The organism is Candidatus Chloroploca mongolica, assembly GCF_004762035.2.
Classification (GTDB): domain Bacteria; phylum Chloroflexota; class Chloroflexia; order Chloroflexales; family Chloroflexaceae; genus Chloroploca; species Chloroploca mongolica.
On record NZ_SIJK02000055.1, the window covers coordinates 1 to 16,123 of the forward strand.

The following is a 16,123-nucleotide window of genomic DNA, read 5'->3' on the forward strand; positions in this document are numbered from 1 at the left end:
GCACCCCTTGCGGGTGCCCTGGTGGGGTGCATGCACGGAAGATGCAATCGCCCTATACACCTACCCAGGGCTGATGGCAGCTTCTCTTTAAACCTCACCTCGGGGGCAACGATCATTCTCGTCAGCACCCTGGCCTTCGCACTCAGCTTGCTCATCCGCACCCTAATCAGGCGCAGAGCAACGCAGAGGTTTCAGCTATAATAAGGAGAGGTTCCAGCATACGGGAAAGTTCCAGGCGCTTGATGTTTCGTACCGTGCCCCGGATCGTGCTCTGGATAGGCATTTTATTGATCATCCTCGGGCTGATCGGACGCTATCTGATCGGCCTGCGTGGAGCCAGTTCGCTGATTCCGGCCATCTTTGGAATGCCCATTGCCTTGTTGGGCTTTCTCGCGACCGAACCGACCTACCACAAATCCTCGATGCGAGGGGTAACAGGATTAGCCTTGCTGGGCCTCCTGATCAACCTCCACGTCATCCCTCTTTTGCGCGCCCTGCTGCGGGGGGAACCGATCCCTGACAGCATCACATCAATCATCGCCCGCAGCACCATGCTCTTCTTGTGTGGTCTGCTCCTGATTGTCTGTGGTGTCATGTACGCCGCTGCCGGGTGGAAGCGGCTACGTGGATGAAGGATCGCCCGCCCTCTGCCAGGCCCTTGCCGCCCGGCTGCTCAGCGAGTCGCCGTGACCTTGCTTGCGCTGGAGGCGACGGCGTAGCGGGGAGCCAACGCGTTTCAGTGCAACACACAGGGCCAGTGCCGGGCGGCGCTGGCCCTTTTGTGTGTGCCTGACGCCACTGTGTGTGAGGTATGCTGCTGCCGTGTGCGCCAGTGACTGGTTTGCGTCGTGCAACACCAAGGTGGATGAAAGCGGTAGCCCGTAGGACAACGCTGATCTGCTGATTGGAGGCAGTTGGCGTCGTGGCACGTGCGCATCGCCCAGCACTGTCGGCAGCGCCCTGCGCGTGCTCAGATCCATCAGCTCTGCTCCAACAATGTTTCATGTCAGGCGCTATGACCGTCATCACAGGACAAGCAGTTCACGCTGCCCTGAAATGATGCCCTTGGTGGTAACCATAGCATATTGACATTACCAAAATGAAACATGAACAGATGTGGAATCCGCAATGAGAGCAGGGGCAACTCATCGCCATCTTCCTTAATCTGTGGCAGGCGCTGGTCTCCCTTGCGTAGTAATCGAAGTTGCCGTAGCACGCGTGCGCATAATTCCAGGTACGGAAACATCATTTCACGCTTGTTCCATAGATCAAGACCTGAAAGCACAAATCTTCGGCGACTATCCTGGATATCCCTGATGCGTCCCCGCATCAGGATCAGTTGCGTAGCCTGACCCACCGCGAGGCCGCCTTGGTGGTAACAAAGATCGGGAGATCCGTGAAGCTACCTTCACCCCGCGTTATTGATTCGCTTGCTACAAGACCCTGGAGTCGATCTATATTCAGAGATGTCAGGCATCGAGCTATGCCGGGCTGTTTATGGTATTTTGTCGCATGGAGTGTCTCACCACAGTGCAATGATGACTCGCGCCCGCATGATTCAGGGGTTGACCTATGGATCCGATGCTAATGTGCATTACGCTGCTGGGCGGTTTCATCCTCACCCAGCGAGATGTCCCGATCACCACCTTGCACAAGCCGCGACTCCAGGAATTGCTGGCCTTTCTGCTTCTCCATCGTAGCGCCCCCCAGCCCCGCCGTCAGGTTGCCTTCGCCCTCTGGCCCGACTCGGCGGAGGCCCAGGCCCTCACCAATTTGCGCAACCTGACCCATAAGCTGCGCCACGCCGTGCCCCATGCCGATCAGGTACTCTGTCTTGAGGGGCCAACGCTGCGCTGGCGGTCTGAGGCGCCCGTCATCCTGGATGTTGCCGCGTTCGAGCAAAACATCGCCAGCGCGGAGCAGGCGCTGCGTCAGGGAGACCGCGTCGCGGCACGAACTGCGTTGGAAGGAGCCATCGCGCTGTACCACGGTGATCTGTTGCCCAACTGCTACAATGAGTGGATCTTGCCCGAGCGTGAGCGGCTGCGCCAGCTCTTCACCGCCGCGTTGGAGCAACTCGTGACCCTCCAGGAAGAGCAGCACCTCTTCTCGGCTGCGATCCGCTACGCCCAGCGCTGGCTCCAGGCCGAGCCACTGCACGAAGTGGTGTACCTTCAATTGATGCGCCTGTACGCGCTGACCGGTAATCGGGCCGCGGCGCTGCACACGTATCAGACCTGCGTCACCACGCTGCGCCGGGAATTGGCAACAGATCCGGGCCAGGCGTTGCACGACGCCTATGCCCGTCTGGTGAAGCTTGAGGCGGGATGTGATCCGGCTGGGGGACGGGCCTGGACGCCCACCCTGGTTGGGCGCCAGTCCGAGTGGCACCGGCTGCTGGCCTGCTGGCACCATGCCGTCGCCGGTCACCCGCAGTGTGTCATGCTCAGCGGCGAGGCGGGCATCGGCAAGACCCGGCTGGCCGAGGAGTTGCTGCATTGGGCCGGACAGCAAGGCTTTACCACCGCAGCCGCAACCTGTTATGCGGCGGAAGGTGAGCTCATCTACAGCCCGATCGTCACCTGGCTGCGCAGCCCTAGTCTTCAGATATTCCTTACGGTTCTTGATCCCATCTGGCTGACCGAGGTTGCGCACCTGATGCCTGAAGTGCGGATCGTGCGACCTGATCTGCCTCCGCCACTTCCCCAGGATGAGGCCGTGCAGCGTGCACGCCTGTTCGAAGCGCTGGGCCGGGCGATCCTGACCGCCCCCCAGCCAATGTTGCTGCTGATCGACGACCTGCAGTGGTGCGACCGGACAACCCTGGAGTGGCTGCGCTATGTGCTGCACGCCGAACCCCGGGCGCGCTTGCTCCTGCTTGGCACCTTTCGCCTGGAGGAGGTTGACGTCGCGCACCCACTCATGGATCTGCTTGGCACGGTACGCGCCACCGGACAGCTCACCGAGATCGCGCTGGATCGACTGGATACGAGCGCAACGGCGGCGCTGGCGGCGCAACTGACCGGCCAGGCGCTCTGCCCGGAGCAAGCCGGTGCGCTCTACCGCGAGACCGAAGGCAATGCTTTGTTCGTGGTCGAGACGATGCGTGCGCAGCTTGGTGGGCAGCAGGCTCGTGCGTACGGCGAGCCGACCAGCGTGCATCCGGTTGATGCCGTGGTGCTGCCGCCGCGGATCTATGCGGTGATTGCCGCCCGCCTGGCAAAACTCTCGCCGCCCGCCACCGAACTGGTTGGTCTGGCCGCGACGATCGGTCGCTCGTTCAGCTTCAACCTGCTGCGCCGGGCCGGTACCTTTGATGATGATGCGCTCGTGCGCGGGCTCGATGAGCTCTGGCAGCATTGGATCATCCGTGAGCAGGGCGCGCAGTGCTACGACTTCAGCCACAACAAGTTCCGCGAAGTTGCCTCCGCCCGGCTGAGCGAGGCGCGCCGACAGCGCTGGCACGTGCGGATCGCCGAGGCGCTTGAGGGGCTGATCGGCCATCAGCCTGATCCGCTCTACGCCCAGGTGGCGACCCACTACGAGCAGGCCAACTATGTCGAGCAAGCCATCCGCGCCTATCAACGCGCTGCGGAAGCGGCGCAACAGCTCTATGCATTTTCAGAGGCCGTCGCGCTCTATCAGCGTGCGCTTGAACTGCTTACGCACCTTAGGCCTCAGCTTGCGCGTCCCACCGCCATTGAGCTTGAGGTGGAGCGCCACATCCAAGAGAGCTTAGGGAATAACCTAGCGCGGGCTGAGCAGCACGTGGAGGCACGGCACGCCTATGCGCGCGCACGTGCGTTGACGCCTGAAGCGGACGTGCTTGGACGCGCACGGCTGCACCGCGAGGTGGGCAATTCCTGGCGCACCCAGGGCATCCTCGATGAGGCAGAGCAGGCCTACGCACGAGCGCTGCGCAGCCTGAGCGAACGACCGCAACAACAGGAGGATCCCCCGTATTGGCAAGAGATGATTGCGGTGTACTTCGACCAGATCAACCTGCAACTTTGGCAGGGCGGCCAAGGAGAGGCTACGGAGCAGTGCCTCACCAGCCTGGATTGGATTCTCGAGCGCCACGGCGCTCCTCCGCAGATTGCCCATGCCGCCCATCTTGCGTTGGTGGCGGAATGGTGGCGCTGCAGCGGGAGCATCGATACCACCTTTCTCGCCCGAAGTGAGCGTGCCTTACAGTTGTGCGAGACCTGTGGCGATCGCTGGCTAGCCGTTCGCGCGCGCTGGAATATTGGCATGATGCAGGTTCTCCATGGAGACGCTACGCGAGCTGAGGAAGTGCTCCAACTGGCGCTGGTCGATACGGCGCAAGTCGGCGATATCCAGATGCATATCCGGGGTCTCGTGGTGGTTGGCCTCCTTGCGCGACGACGCGCTCAGATTGAAGCGGTGCAGACCAATGCCCTCACCTACCTTCCGCAGGCCCAACACTACCATCTCCAGGATTGCGTGGGTGCAGGGTATGCCAATCTGGCCTGGGCAGCCTGGCGTACCGAGGATCGCACGCAGGCCGAGGAATATGCCAGGCATGCGCTTGCAGCATGGCGCGCCTCGACGATTGCCTATCCATTGCAATGGACGGCGCTCTGGCCACTCGTTGCCGTTACATTAGCAACGGATCAGGTTGGTGAGGCGATCAGTGCGGCCAGGCATCTTTTGCATCCCCTGCAACAGCGCCCACCCGAGCCGCTCGCCACCATGCTGTGCGCGGCCATCAGCGCCTACGAACAGGATCAGCCTGATGGTGCCCATGCCCACATGCAGGCGGCCCTCAGCGAAGCGCAAACGGTGGGCTTGCTCTAACGCCTGCCTCATACCCACCTTGCGACGCCCTCTACGAAGAAACGCTTTGAAAACGCTGCCCGTGCTAGGCTGTGGCTGCGTCGATGACTTCTGGCTGCCGTGCGTTGGGAGATCGTTGTGGAAAGACTCGGCGAGCCCATGGGTCGCCGCTCACCTATGCCCAGGCTCTCCTGCGCCAGCACCAGCAGACCACTGGCGACACCGCCCAGGTTGGCATGGTGGTCGTGGGCAGCAACACCGCCGCTCGGCGCGGGCGCTGGTCAAGCACAGGAGACACGTGTGGCAGCTATGGAGGAGATCGCCAAAGTTACCGCCACAGGGAACATCAATGTTGACCTGGCCTCGGTCGCACTCTGGGGTAGGCCCGGCGTGTTCCGCCCGGCCTACCTCGAGTACACCACCGACCTTGTGCGCAACAGCCTCCAGGCATGGCAGCATATCCTTGCGAGCGGCGGCAAGACCTTCTTCCTCCAGGCGGTGTTGCAAACCCTACCGGGCCGCGTGCTGGTACCGCTCTTTCCCCCAGCGTTCTTCAAGCAGATCAGCGATGCGTTCAACGCCAGCGAGATTGGCATCGCCTTCAACAGCTACAACCCGCTGGACGGCTGCGAGTACGTGCATCTCAACCCGAGGGCGCGCGAGCTATTGACCCAGAAGTCGAAGCGCAAGCACGCCTACGACAAAGGCCAGCCCAGTCGGCACCGCGAGCGCACCACCTACGACGACATCACCCCGGAGACCGTGCGCGACGGGCTCTGGATCTACCAGTACGGCTTCGACCAAAAACGAGGCTGCTTCCTCGACGGGGCCTACTACCGCCAGATCATGCTCGCCGAACTGGTCTACGCCACCGATATCTTCGTGGCGCGCCCGATCAGCTACCGCTGGATCGGCCCCATGCCGACCAGCCAGATCGGCATCGAGGACCTGAAGACCGAGGTGGGCTTCAACGGCACCTACGCCGGCGAGCGCCACCAGATCGCCCTGATCAACCGGCTCGTCGAGGGCGGTGATCTCTCTGCCGAAAAGTACCACCAGATCACGCTGCACGAGATCGAGATCGCCCAACAGCGCGGCTTCATGGACTACGTCTTCGAGAAGTTGGAGGTATTTGACGAAGCGTATGGGGCGTCGATGAGCGCCATCGAGGCATATCTTGTGGCTACAAGCGAACTCATAAAGCTGGATCTGGCACCTGTTCAGCAGGCATAAGGAGGCTCCCAATGCTATTCAATCAGGGACATGCCCTCGTGATCGGAATTGGCACGTACGATAAGACCCCGCGGATGAATGTACCGATCACGGCTCAGGACGCCGAGTCCGTTGCCGGGATCCTGCGCGACCCGGCCTATTGTGGCTACCCGGAGAATCAGGTCAAGCTTCTCCATGATGCCAAAGCAACCCGCGAGGGCATCCTCGCCGAGCTTGATGCCCTCGCCACGTGCACGAATGCGGACTCTACCGTGTTTGTGTTCTACGCGGGCCACGGCGAGTATGGCGCCGATGGCCATTTCTTTCTCACCACCCACGACACCGTGCTTGATGCCCAAGGCAAGGTGACCGGGGATAGCGGGATTAGTGAACAGGAGTTGCTGACCCGCATCGGCGCCATCCCCGCGAAGCGTGCCTTTCTGTTCTTCAATGCCTGCCACTCAGGCGACATCTCACCCGGTATGCTCGGTGGTGCCGAGGAGGAGCCATTACACAGCGGTGCATCCCTCCCCGATCAACTGGCCTCGGCCCTGCTCGGCACCGGCGAGGGCCGAGTGATCATCACCGCCTGCCGCCAGGACGAAAAATCCTACTTCTTGCGCGGCGCGGCGCGAACGATCTTCGGCAGCGCCCTAGCCGAGGGGCTCCAGGGCAAAGACATCGTGAGCCGCAAGGGCTACATCAGTCTGTTCGACCTCTATGAGTGTGTCTATACCTTCGTGAGCCAGCGCGTGCATGAGCTATGGCAGCAGGCGCAGCAGCCTGAGCTAACGATCAGCAAAGGCGTTGGTGTGATGGCGGTAGCGCTGTATCACGGTACAGCCGCGACAACCGGGTTGACGGATGCTGATGTTCCAGGGAGCCTGGGGAGCGTCGGTGCGGTGCGTGAGGTGGAGACGTCAGAGAGTAAGAGTCTACTAGAGGCAATCTTGGAAGGCAAACTGAAGCTGGGTGAGCAGAAGACGGTCAACACCGGGGGCGGCGCCCATATCGAGGGAAGCGGCCACCACATAGGCATTGCGGGCGGCAACTTCAACGGTCCGACGATTGGTACCGCCCACGGGCCAGTGACTATGGGCAATAGCGAGACGGTGCAGGGCGACTCCATTAAGGATATCAGCAACCGTAAAGGGATAGCTGTAGGTCAGAACGCCAGCGCTCTGGCAGCCGATACCATCATTATAGTCAAAAAGATCGACAATATAACCCAGAACCTTGCTGCCGCACCCTACCGTGATGCCGGGACGATCACAGATCTACAGAACCTGGTTAACGAGCTCCGCAAAATGCAACAGCAGGTTTTGACCAGCACTGAGGTCGATAATGCGGTCTTCCGAAAGCTTTTTGGCCTTTCCGTCCGAGAAGATCGCACGGCAGCAGTCCTCTCCACATTTCCCGTAACCGACCTTAAGACCGAACTAAAGGCCATCGCCAACGACATGCCCTACAAGTCGCTCGAGCAGGCAGAGCACCATATTGTAGGTCTCAAAGATATAGGATCCCAAGGCACTGCGCCAGCGGATCTTGCTGATTATACGGCACTACTTTCCGACTGTAGAGCCCGCATGGAGCAGATCCAGTCAAGGATGGGGGCTGTTCTCAAAGTAGATCTCGGTAGAAACGATCGACCAATCGCTACTCAGAAGATTATCGACGATGTCAAACGACCAATGCTGGCCCAGGTTGATGTCACAGCATATCTCGAGATCCGCGATATTTTTGCTGAAGCAGGATTCATTCCTCCGGATATCCTATGGGACTCAATGGTGCTCAAGCAAGTCTTCAATGACAGCGCTGAGCTCCATGATTGCAAGTTGCTCATCGCTATTGGTCTGTTCTCCAACTCACTGACCCTTAACGCACCGAAACTCGTTCAGGATAGGTACAAGAAGCGATTGTGCTTTGAGTTTACCAGCAGTGACGACCCTAGACAGAACCAGATCATGTTTACCGATCGTAAAGGAGTGCCTCCGCATCCGTATCCTCCGCCCCCGGATTCAATGAAAAGTCAAGCAGAGGAGGAGTCGGTGGATTATGCACTGTTTACCCGCTTTCAGTTCTCGGCTAATCAAGATCTGATGATCATCGGGGGGATCTCGGCAGAGGGTACGCACAAGATTGGCCAGTATATTCATAAGCAGAAGACGATGATTTATGAGCGCTTTTTAAAAAGCGAAAAGGATCGTGACCGTGAATTTGCCATGATCTTCAAGGTGCCTATTGACGATCACGAGGACATCCAATTTGAGAAGGTAAAAGTTGGACGCTCAATCTATCTATGTGACTGAGCACATGTGAAGGCAGTGAGAATCGTGCGGCGCAGGGCAACGCCTACCACGATCCGGGTCGGCGGTACTACCTGTTCGGCATTGAAGTGGTCGGCTCCTCTGTAGCTTGAAGGCGGCCCTGGGCACCTTCGATTTCGTCGGGGCCGCAGGCCGGGCAGATCGCCGAACACCGTTACGATTATCGTGTGCTAACGACAATCTAGAGCAACACCGCCGCTCGGCGCGGGCGCTGGTCAAGCACAGGAGACACGTATGGCAGCTATGATCGATAGTGAACAGCCGATAGCCTTTGCCCTCGGCGGACTTGCCGGCAACAACGCCTTCGGCGCGGGCTTTCTCGAGGCAGCGCGGGTGCAGGAGCTCACCCCCAGCATGATCTCCTGCACCTCGGGTCAGATCTTCTGGGTCTACACATACCTACAGTGCCGCGATGCATGCACCTCGCTCCGTGAGCACCTCGCGGAGGAGATCGCCAAAGTTACCGCCACAGGGAACATCAATGTTGACCTGGCCTCGGTCGCACTCTGGGGTCGGCCCGGCGTGTTCCGCCCAGCCTACCTCGAGTACACCACCGACCTTGTGCGCAACAGCCTCGAGGCATGGCAGCATATCCTTGCGAGCGGCGGCAAGACCTTCCTCCTCCAGGCGGCGTTGCAAACCCTACCGGGCCGCGTGCTGGTACCGCTCTTTCCCCCAGCGTTCTTCAAGCAGATCAGCGATGCGTTCAACGCCAGCGAGATTGGCATCGCCTTCAACAGCTACAACCCGCTGGACGGCTGCGAGTACGTGCATCTCAACCCGAGGGCGCGCGAGCTATTGACCCAGAAGTCGAAGCGCAAGCACGCCTACGACAAAGGCCAGCCCAGTCGGCACCGCGAGCGCACCACCTACGACGACATCACCCCGGAGACCGTGCGCGACGGGCTCTGGATCTACCAGTACGGCTTCGACCAAAAACGAGGCTGCTTCCTCGACGGGGCCTACTACCGCCAGATCATGCTCGCCGAACTGGTCTACGCCACCGATATCTTCGTGGCGCGCCCGATCAGCTACCGCTGGATCGGCCCCATGCCGACCAGCCAGATCGGCATCGAGGACCTGAAGACCGAGGTGGGCTTCAACGGCACCTACGCCGGCGAGCGCCACCAGATCGCCCTGATCAACCGGCTCGTCGAGGGCGGTGATCTCTCTGCCGACAAGTACCACCAGATCACGCTGCACGAGATCGAGATCGCCCAGCAGCGCGGCTTCATGGACTACATCTTCGAGAAGTTGGAGGTGTTCGACGAGGCGTATGGGGCGTCGATGAGCGCGCTGGAGAAGTACATCGCAACGAGTCGAGGTTGACCCCCGTAACGCTGGTGGAAGTGCGCTTGCAAGGAGGTATCGCGATGGATTTCCGCAAGGGACACGCGCTTCTGGTGGGAGTTGGCGAATATCAGTATCTCCCCCGCCTTAATCTAGCTCAGGCTGCGACCAATGTAGAGGAGCTTGCAAAGGTTCTGCGCAATCCGGATTACTGTGGGTACCAACCGGATCAGGTTGCCATACTCCTAAACGCGGATGCGACCCGTGCGGCGGTTCTTGGCGCGCTGGATCAGCTTGCGGTGAACACTGACACTGATGCTACACTGCTACTAGTCTTCAACTGCTGGAGCTTCCGCGATGAAGCGGGCCAAACCCACGTGATCATCTATGATACGAAGGGCGACGGCAAGCATATCGTCGATGACAGCTCCCTTCCGCTCACGATCATCTGCCAGCGGGTTGCCGCCTTGCGGGCCAGCCGAGTGCTGCTGGTGTTTAACAACATGCACTTTGCCGACGAGCCTGCCACAGCGTTGCTCGGAACTGGCAAAGGGCGTATCGTCCTGACCGCCTGTGGGAAGGGGCAGCCTGACTATGACTACATTGGCTCTGGCTCGCTTACCATTTTCGGGCAGGCCTTCGTCGATGGGCTGCAGGGCAAGGGGGTGCCCAACCGTGGCGGCTACATCTCCGTGTTCGACCTCTATGCCCAGGTTTACGATACCGTGCTCGTTGAGGTTCCACGCCAGGTGCCAGAAGAGGTACGCCAGCGTTACGGAGCACAACAGCCTGAGTTAGCCATCCTCGCGGGGGCGGTCTCGTTCCCGATGGCTTTGTATAAAGGTGGAACCCTGGAGGGCTCGGTTGAGGCAGAACCAACTCCACCGACAGGTACGAAACTTCAGGTTGTCTCGCCAACCCGTCAAGTCATCAGTGGATCACCAACTGCGTTGACGATTAGGGCTAGGACTGTGCCGATGTTCAAGTCGGCACAGCCCGCCGAGGAGACATGTTCATCAGGGCAAACTACAATTGATGCGCAAGCTTCTCAGGGAATGCTAAACCGGCCATCTGGCCCAGTGACTCAGCACTTCGGTTCCGAGAGCACGGTCAACGTTGATGGCGACTACGCCCAGCGGGACGTGGACAAGCGCAAAGGCATTTTTGTTGAAGGCCAGGCGACCTTCGCGCTCGCCGAACGCATCGCGAAGCCATGCTGGTCGCCGCAACTGCCACAGGATTATATTCATCGCCAGACCGAGGAGAAGCAGATCGCGACAGCACTGATCGAAAGCACCGACAAAGAGCCCCTGGTGGTACTCTGGGGCAAGCCAGGCGCGGGCTCGAAATCACTGGTTTCGCACGTCGTGCAATCGCTCCACAACCCGGAATCACCCCAGTACTGGCCGGGCGGTGTGCTCTACGGCGATATGACAGGCCGCACTGTCTCGCAGGTATTCCGTGATTTGTGCGCCGTGCTTGACCCCAAGTCGTCGGCCCAAAATGAGACGCCTGCGGCTCAACTCTACAGCTTGATCCGGAGCCGCGCCGTCGAGGAAGCGGATCGGGTGCTGATCGTGATTGACAACCTGGAGTCGGTCGAGCAACTGCGCTCTTTTCTCCCTGATGGCCCGACAAGAGCCCGACTACTGGCAATCATCCAGGTTGCCCCGGGCAATAGGCTTGAATGGCAGCATGGCGAAACCCTGTACGTTGGGGGACTCTGCGAGGCAGAGGCGCGCCTGCTTTTTCAGACCATGCTGCGCGCCGAAAAGTTGCCGGACGAGCAGTGGGAATTGCTCAAGGAGATCGCCGAAAAGTACGAGTATCTCCCGCAGATGCTAGCGACAGCGGCCAGCGTGATCCGCACAGGGAAGACCACAATCAGCGCGCTCGTGCATGATCTCCGTCAGGGCAAGGATCAACTGATTAGCAATCCGCAGATCCGGGATAAAATCGCTGTTACGACCAAAAATCTAGAGCGTGAGTACGTCAATCTGCTGGAGTATATGGGGGTGCTTGGTGAGGGTGATTGGACAATCAAGATGCTGGCTGCTGTGTCACTGCGCCCGCTTGATGAAATCGAGCGCGCAGTGCAGGCGCTCATCGATCTAAAGCTTCTTAAGGGCGTTGGCAAGCGCTACAAACTGCCAACCCTTACCCGTGACTTTGTTCGTCACTGCTGGCCTTTACGCGACCCTTACGTCCAACAGGCAGCTGATCAACTTCTCGGAAACTACTGCCTGACGCTGGCGTTCGATCTGCGCGATAAGCTCTGCCCCCCCGACCCGAACGCAATGAGCCAGCTGGTCGATCCCACCCTCAGCTTTGTTAATGCCTTTCGTCAGGAGCTTGTCGTCGAGTTGACCCATTTCAAACAGGCTGCCGAGCGAGCGAAGAAGGCTGAGGCTTGGGATCTGCTGCGCAGCTTCTCATACCTCCCTTATGCCGGCCTGATCCGCCATTGGACGAGCAACGGGCTGAATCTCACTGCAAGGATCGAGCTTGCCACGCTTGAACTGCCATACGTGTGCTCACGGCCTGAGATGCAATGCCTTGTAAGCTATGCTGCTTTTATTGCGTCCAATGTGGAATGCAGGCACAGCGCCTTACAAGATCCGGTCTTCTCAAGCGAAGAGGGTGCGGTACCTGTACCTACTAAGGAGCGGCGAACCCTCAAGGTCGATGCCCCTCATCGATGTTCTCTACAGCTGCATCTCACTGCCAGTGTCGTCAATCGCGGCTTGCTACGTGACGTTGAGATGGTTGACACGCAGTGGATTAGCGTGCGTGCCACCGACCTCATCCTGAGAAACGCGGATCTGGTCGGTGCGCAGTTCCTGGCCTGCGATCTGAGCCACGGTGTCTGGATTGACTGTGATGCACGTCACTGCTCACTGATCGAGTCAAATCTTAGCTATACCCTGTTAAAAGACGTCCGCCTGCGCGGAGCCAAGCTGCAGCGCGTCAATTTTACTGGTGCCGTGTTGGACAATGTTGATATGCGTGGGGCAGACTTACGTGGGGCCATCTTATCTGGAGTGCAGATGCGGAATCTAGCCCTCGATGGTTGCCTACTTGAAGGTGCGACCTGGGCTGGTGCGCAAGTAGATGTGCCCGACAAGGAGCTTCGCAAGAGTATCGTGGAAAGCGCACAGCAGCCTTTTGATGGTTCTAAACCGCCGGGCTACACATGGTCGGTCGGTGATCGCATGCTCAAGGGCAGCGGCTTGAATAGCCTCCAGGTGCCGCCGATCGATGCCCGTGGCACTGATTTGAGCGGCGCTGAGCTCAGTTCACTCAGTACTACTTCAGCGAGTCTGCGCGCAGCGATGCTAAAAGGCGCTGTCATCTCTTCAGTCCAAATTACTACCATCGATCTGCGGGCTGCCGACCTCCAGGGAGCGACACTCTCACAAGTGCAGGCTGCTCATATTGATCTACAAGACGCTGATCTTACTGGAGCAAGTCTGTCACAGCTCGATGTGGCGGATCTCCGGCTCTTTCGCGCAAGATTGACCGGTGCAACAATCAAAGCGTTGCACGTAGCCCGGATTGACCTGTCTGAATGTGAAGCCCAGGGTGTTACCCTTAGAGAGAGTGTCTTCGATCAAGCTACTGGTTTGGGTGCAATCCTCTGTGACGCCCATCTGGTTGACTGTGCGCTACACGGCGCAAATCTGTCCGGTGCCAAACTGAGTAGGGCACGGATCGATCAGGTAGACCTGGAGGGCGCCAATCTCGCTGATGCCGACCTTAGCAGTGCCATTTTAACCCATGTCAATTTGCAGAAAGCGAAGCTGATCGGCACTATTTTGAAGGATGCCAATGTCGCCGACGTTGATCTGCAAGGCGCTGACTGCTCAGGGGCCAACCTGCGTGGCACAGCTTTCTCTGACGAACAGCTCGCCGCTACTATGCGGTTAGATGGTGCCACATTACCATCAGGCGAGCTGGTCCAGATTATTGAGGGTAACCATGCCAGTCAATCCTTTGACTCACAGTCTCCACTGCGTTTTGCCGTCTTAAACGGCAATTTCAGCCAGGCATCGCTCGATGGTTGTGACCTGTTTGGGGCCAGGCTCGGCGGTATATTCCGGGGGACAAAGCTGAGCGGTGCCAACCTGCGCAGTGCACAGCTCGATGGACTATTCGAGGCTGCAAAGCTTCAACAGGCCGATCTTAGGAAGGCGCAATTACGTGGTACCTTCAAGGCAGCTGATCTCAGCCAGGCGAATCTGCAGCATGCTCGGCTTGGCGGAGCGTTTATCGGAGCGAATCTGAGCAGTGCTGATTTCTCTCGGGCCAACCTGGACGCTGTCGATCTCTTTGAAGCTAATCTCACAGATGCACGCAATCTCTCAGAGACGCAACTGCGCCATGCTAGACGCTTGGAGGGTGCGACAATGCCAGATGGCACACGCTACGATGGACGTTTTCGCCTTGTCGGCGATCAGAATGAGTCAGACCTTCCCAGACGACAGAGAGCACGCCAACCCACAAGCGGACGCTCCAGTGATGCGGCTATGCGAGACCGGTTAGCACGACGGCTGCTCGTACAGCTCAAGGCTGAGCTACAGAAGGTGCCGACAGGGACTATGTCCGCCGCTGAAGCGGTCGCCGAGACTGCGACACAAGCCATTGAACAAGCGGCCCGCGAGCAACCCAACCAAGTGCTGATCCAGATCAGCCTATCGGGGTTGAAGCAAGCGACCCGCGCTATCGCCACTGATCTGCCCACAGTCCCGCCGATCGTGGACGAGATGACCGATCTACTGCGCGGCGTTGTCCGTACGCGAACCAGGAAGCAGTCGTAGAGCTGCTGCTTCACTTGCACCAAGGAGGTATCCTATGTCATTCAATCAGGGTCATGCCCTCATCATCGGGATTGGTACGTACCAGCACGAGCCACGCTTGAATGTGCCGATCACGGCCGCCGACGCCGAGGCGGTCGCCACCGTGCTGCGCGACCCGGCCTACTGTGGTTATCCCGAAAACCAGGTAACCCTGCTCCACGATGCTGCCGCAAGCCGCGCCGGGATCCTGGCGGCCCTCGATGCCCTTGCCGCACAGGCGGGCGACGGGGATAGTGTGCTGCTCTTTTTCTGCGGCCACGGCGACTATGGTGCCGATGGCGACTATTACCTCACAACGACTGATACCACTATGCAGAACCGCAAGGTCGTCAGCGGCAGCGGCCTGCGCCAGAGCGAGTTGATCGACAAGCTGCGCGCTGTGAAGGCCAAACGGCTCTTGCTGATTGTCAACGCCTGCCACTCTGGCGAGCTTGCCCCTACCCTCGGCCCGGGCGAGGAGGCTTTTACCGGCACGCCCTTACCGGTGCAGACCGCCAACGCCCTGCTCTCGACCGGCGCAGGCCGGATCATTATCACTGCCTGCCGCGAAGAACAAGTCTCCTACATCGGGACGGGCGGGCTGACCCTGTTCACCCAGGCCTTGATCAATGGGCTGAAGGGCATCGGCACGAGCAGCAGCCGTGGCTACCTCAGCGCGTTCGACCTCTACACCCACCTCTACTTCACGATCAGCGAGACGGTGCAGCAGAAGTATGGCAAAACCCAGGAGCCGGAGTTGACCGTGCTGAAGGGCGTTGGCCCCTTCGCCGTGGCGCTCTATCGTGGTGCGACGACCCTGGGCGAGTTTGATGCGGCGGCGACCCTCCCCGAGGGCACCGCAGTGCGCGAGGTCAGCGCGGCGCGCAGCAAGCTGGCCTTCGAACAGTTGGCTCCGCGCCAGCATCAGCAGACCATCGGCGACAATGCGCGGGTTGGGGCGGCGGTAGCAGGCGATGTCCAGGGCAACATCAGCGTCAATCAGCACGAAGAGCATATTGATGCCCGAGCGGCCGAGGGCTTCATCAATCATCCGACTGGCCCGGTCTCGCAGGTCTTTGGGGGTCAGCGGAACATCGACACTGACGGCGGCGCACATGTTGAAGGGAGCGGCCACCAGATGGGCATTGCGGGCGGCAACTTCAACGGTCCGACGATTGCTACTGCCCACGGGCCAGTGACTATGGGCAATAGCGAGACGGTGCAAGGCGATAAGATCAGCCTTGGAAATATCTCCGGTGCAACCGGTCTTGCCATCGGGCGTGGCGCCAACGCCCATGTCGTTACCGGGCCGGCGGCGGCGCCCTCAGAGGCCGATCGGCTGCGCGCATCGATTGAGCAGCGCATCGCGGCCCGTCCTGAGGATCCGAACGTGGATAAGGCGAGCGAGATTGTGGCGAAGTTCCAGGCCATCTGGCAGGAGGCTGGCACGGCAAACCCGAACCTGATCAAAATCAAGCGCTGGCTCGGAGAGCTCGCCGACATTGCACCGGATATCGCCGGCGAGGTGAAGGCAGCGCTCCGCAGCTCGGCGGCAGGCTTCGCCCTGGCTGTGCAAGAGGCGGCGAAGTAGCCTGGCAAATTCGTTAGGCACGGCCCTGATGGCGACACCGTCAGAGCCGTGCCCGACATCGCGCACCTTGT

General features: G+C 59.7%; 8 protein-coding genes. 7 read left to right on the forward strand and 1 reads right to left on the reverse strand.

The window, feature by feature from the left end:
- The first annotated feature begins 242 nt into the window (after positions 1-242).
- On the forward strand, positions 243-632 hold the full coding sequence (locus EYB53_RS20375; RefSeq protein ID WP_135480471.1) for a hypothetical protein: 390 nt from the start codon (positions 243-245) through the stop codon (positions 630-632).
- A gap of 374 nt (positions 633-1,006) precedes the next feature.
- On the opposite strand, the gene EYB53_RS20380 is transcribed toward EYB53_RS20375, so the two are convergent.
- A complete protein-coding gene (locus EYB53_RS20380) occupies positions 1,007-1,357 on the reverse strand; it encodes a hypothetical protein (protein WP_135480473.1) in 351 nt (116 codons plus the stop codon).
- Between the two features lie 215 nt (positions 1,358-1,572).
- Here EYB53_RS20380 and EYB53_RS20385 point away from each other — a divergent pair, with 215 nt between their 5' ends.
- The 6 genes from EYB53_RS20385 to EYB53_RS20410 all read left to right on the forward strand — a co-directional run bounded on the left by EYB53_RS20385 (position 1,573) and on the right by EYB53_RS20410 (position 16,052).
- On the forward strand, positions 1,573-4,818 hold the full coding sequence (locus EYB53_RS20385) for an ATP-binding protein (RefSeq protein ID WP_135480475.1): 3,246 nt from the start codon (positions 1,573-1,575) through the stop codon (positions 4,816-4,818).
- Positions 4,819-5,097: 279 nt separating this feature from the next.
- Entirely contained in the window at positions 5,098-6,030 is a 933-nt protein-coding gene (locus EYB53_RS20390) for a hypothetical protein (protein WP_135480477.1), read from the forward strand.
- 11 nt (positions 6,031-6,041) lie between these two features.
- Complete coding sequence (locus EYB53_RS20395; protein WP_135480479.1) at positions 6,042-8,318, forward strand: caspase family protein; 2,277 nt, start codon at positions 6,042-6,044, stop codon at positions 8,316-8,318.
- Positions 8,319-8,570: 252 nt separating this feature from the next.
- Positions 8,571-9,665: a hypothetical protein gene (locus EYB53_RS20400; protein ID WP_135480481.1), complete on the forward strand. Its 1,095-nt coding sequence runs from the start codon at positions 8,571-8,573 to the stop codon at positions 9,663-9,665.
- A 44-nt stretch (positions 9,666-9,709) separates the two neighbouring features.
- Positions 9,710-14,443: a pentapeptide repeat-containing protein gene (locus EYB53_RS20405; RefSeq protein WP_135480484.1), complete on the forward strand. Its 4,734-nt coding sequence runs from the start codon at positions 9,710-9,712 to the stop codon at positions 14,441-14,443.
- A gap of 34 nt (positions 14,444-14,477) precedes the next feature.
- Positions 14,478-16,052 carry a caspase family protein gene (locus tag EYB53_RS20410; RefSeq protein WP_135480486.1) on the forward strand — a complete coding sequence of 525 codons (1,575 nt, stop codon included), beginning with the start codon at positions 14,478-14,480 and terminating at the stop codon, positions 16,050-16,052.
- Positions 16,053-16,123: the final 71 nt, after the last annotated feature.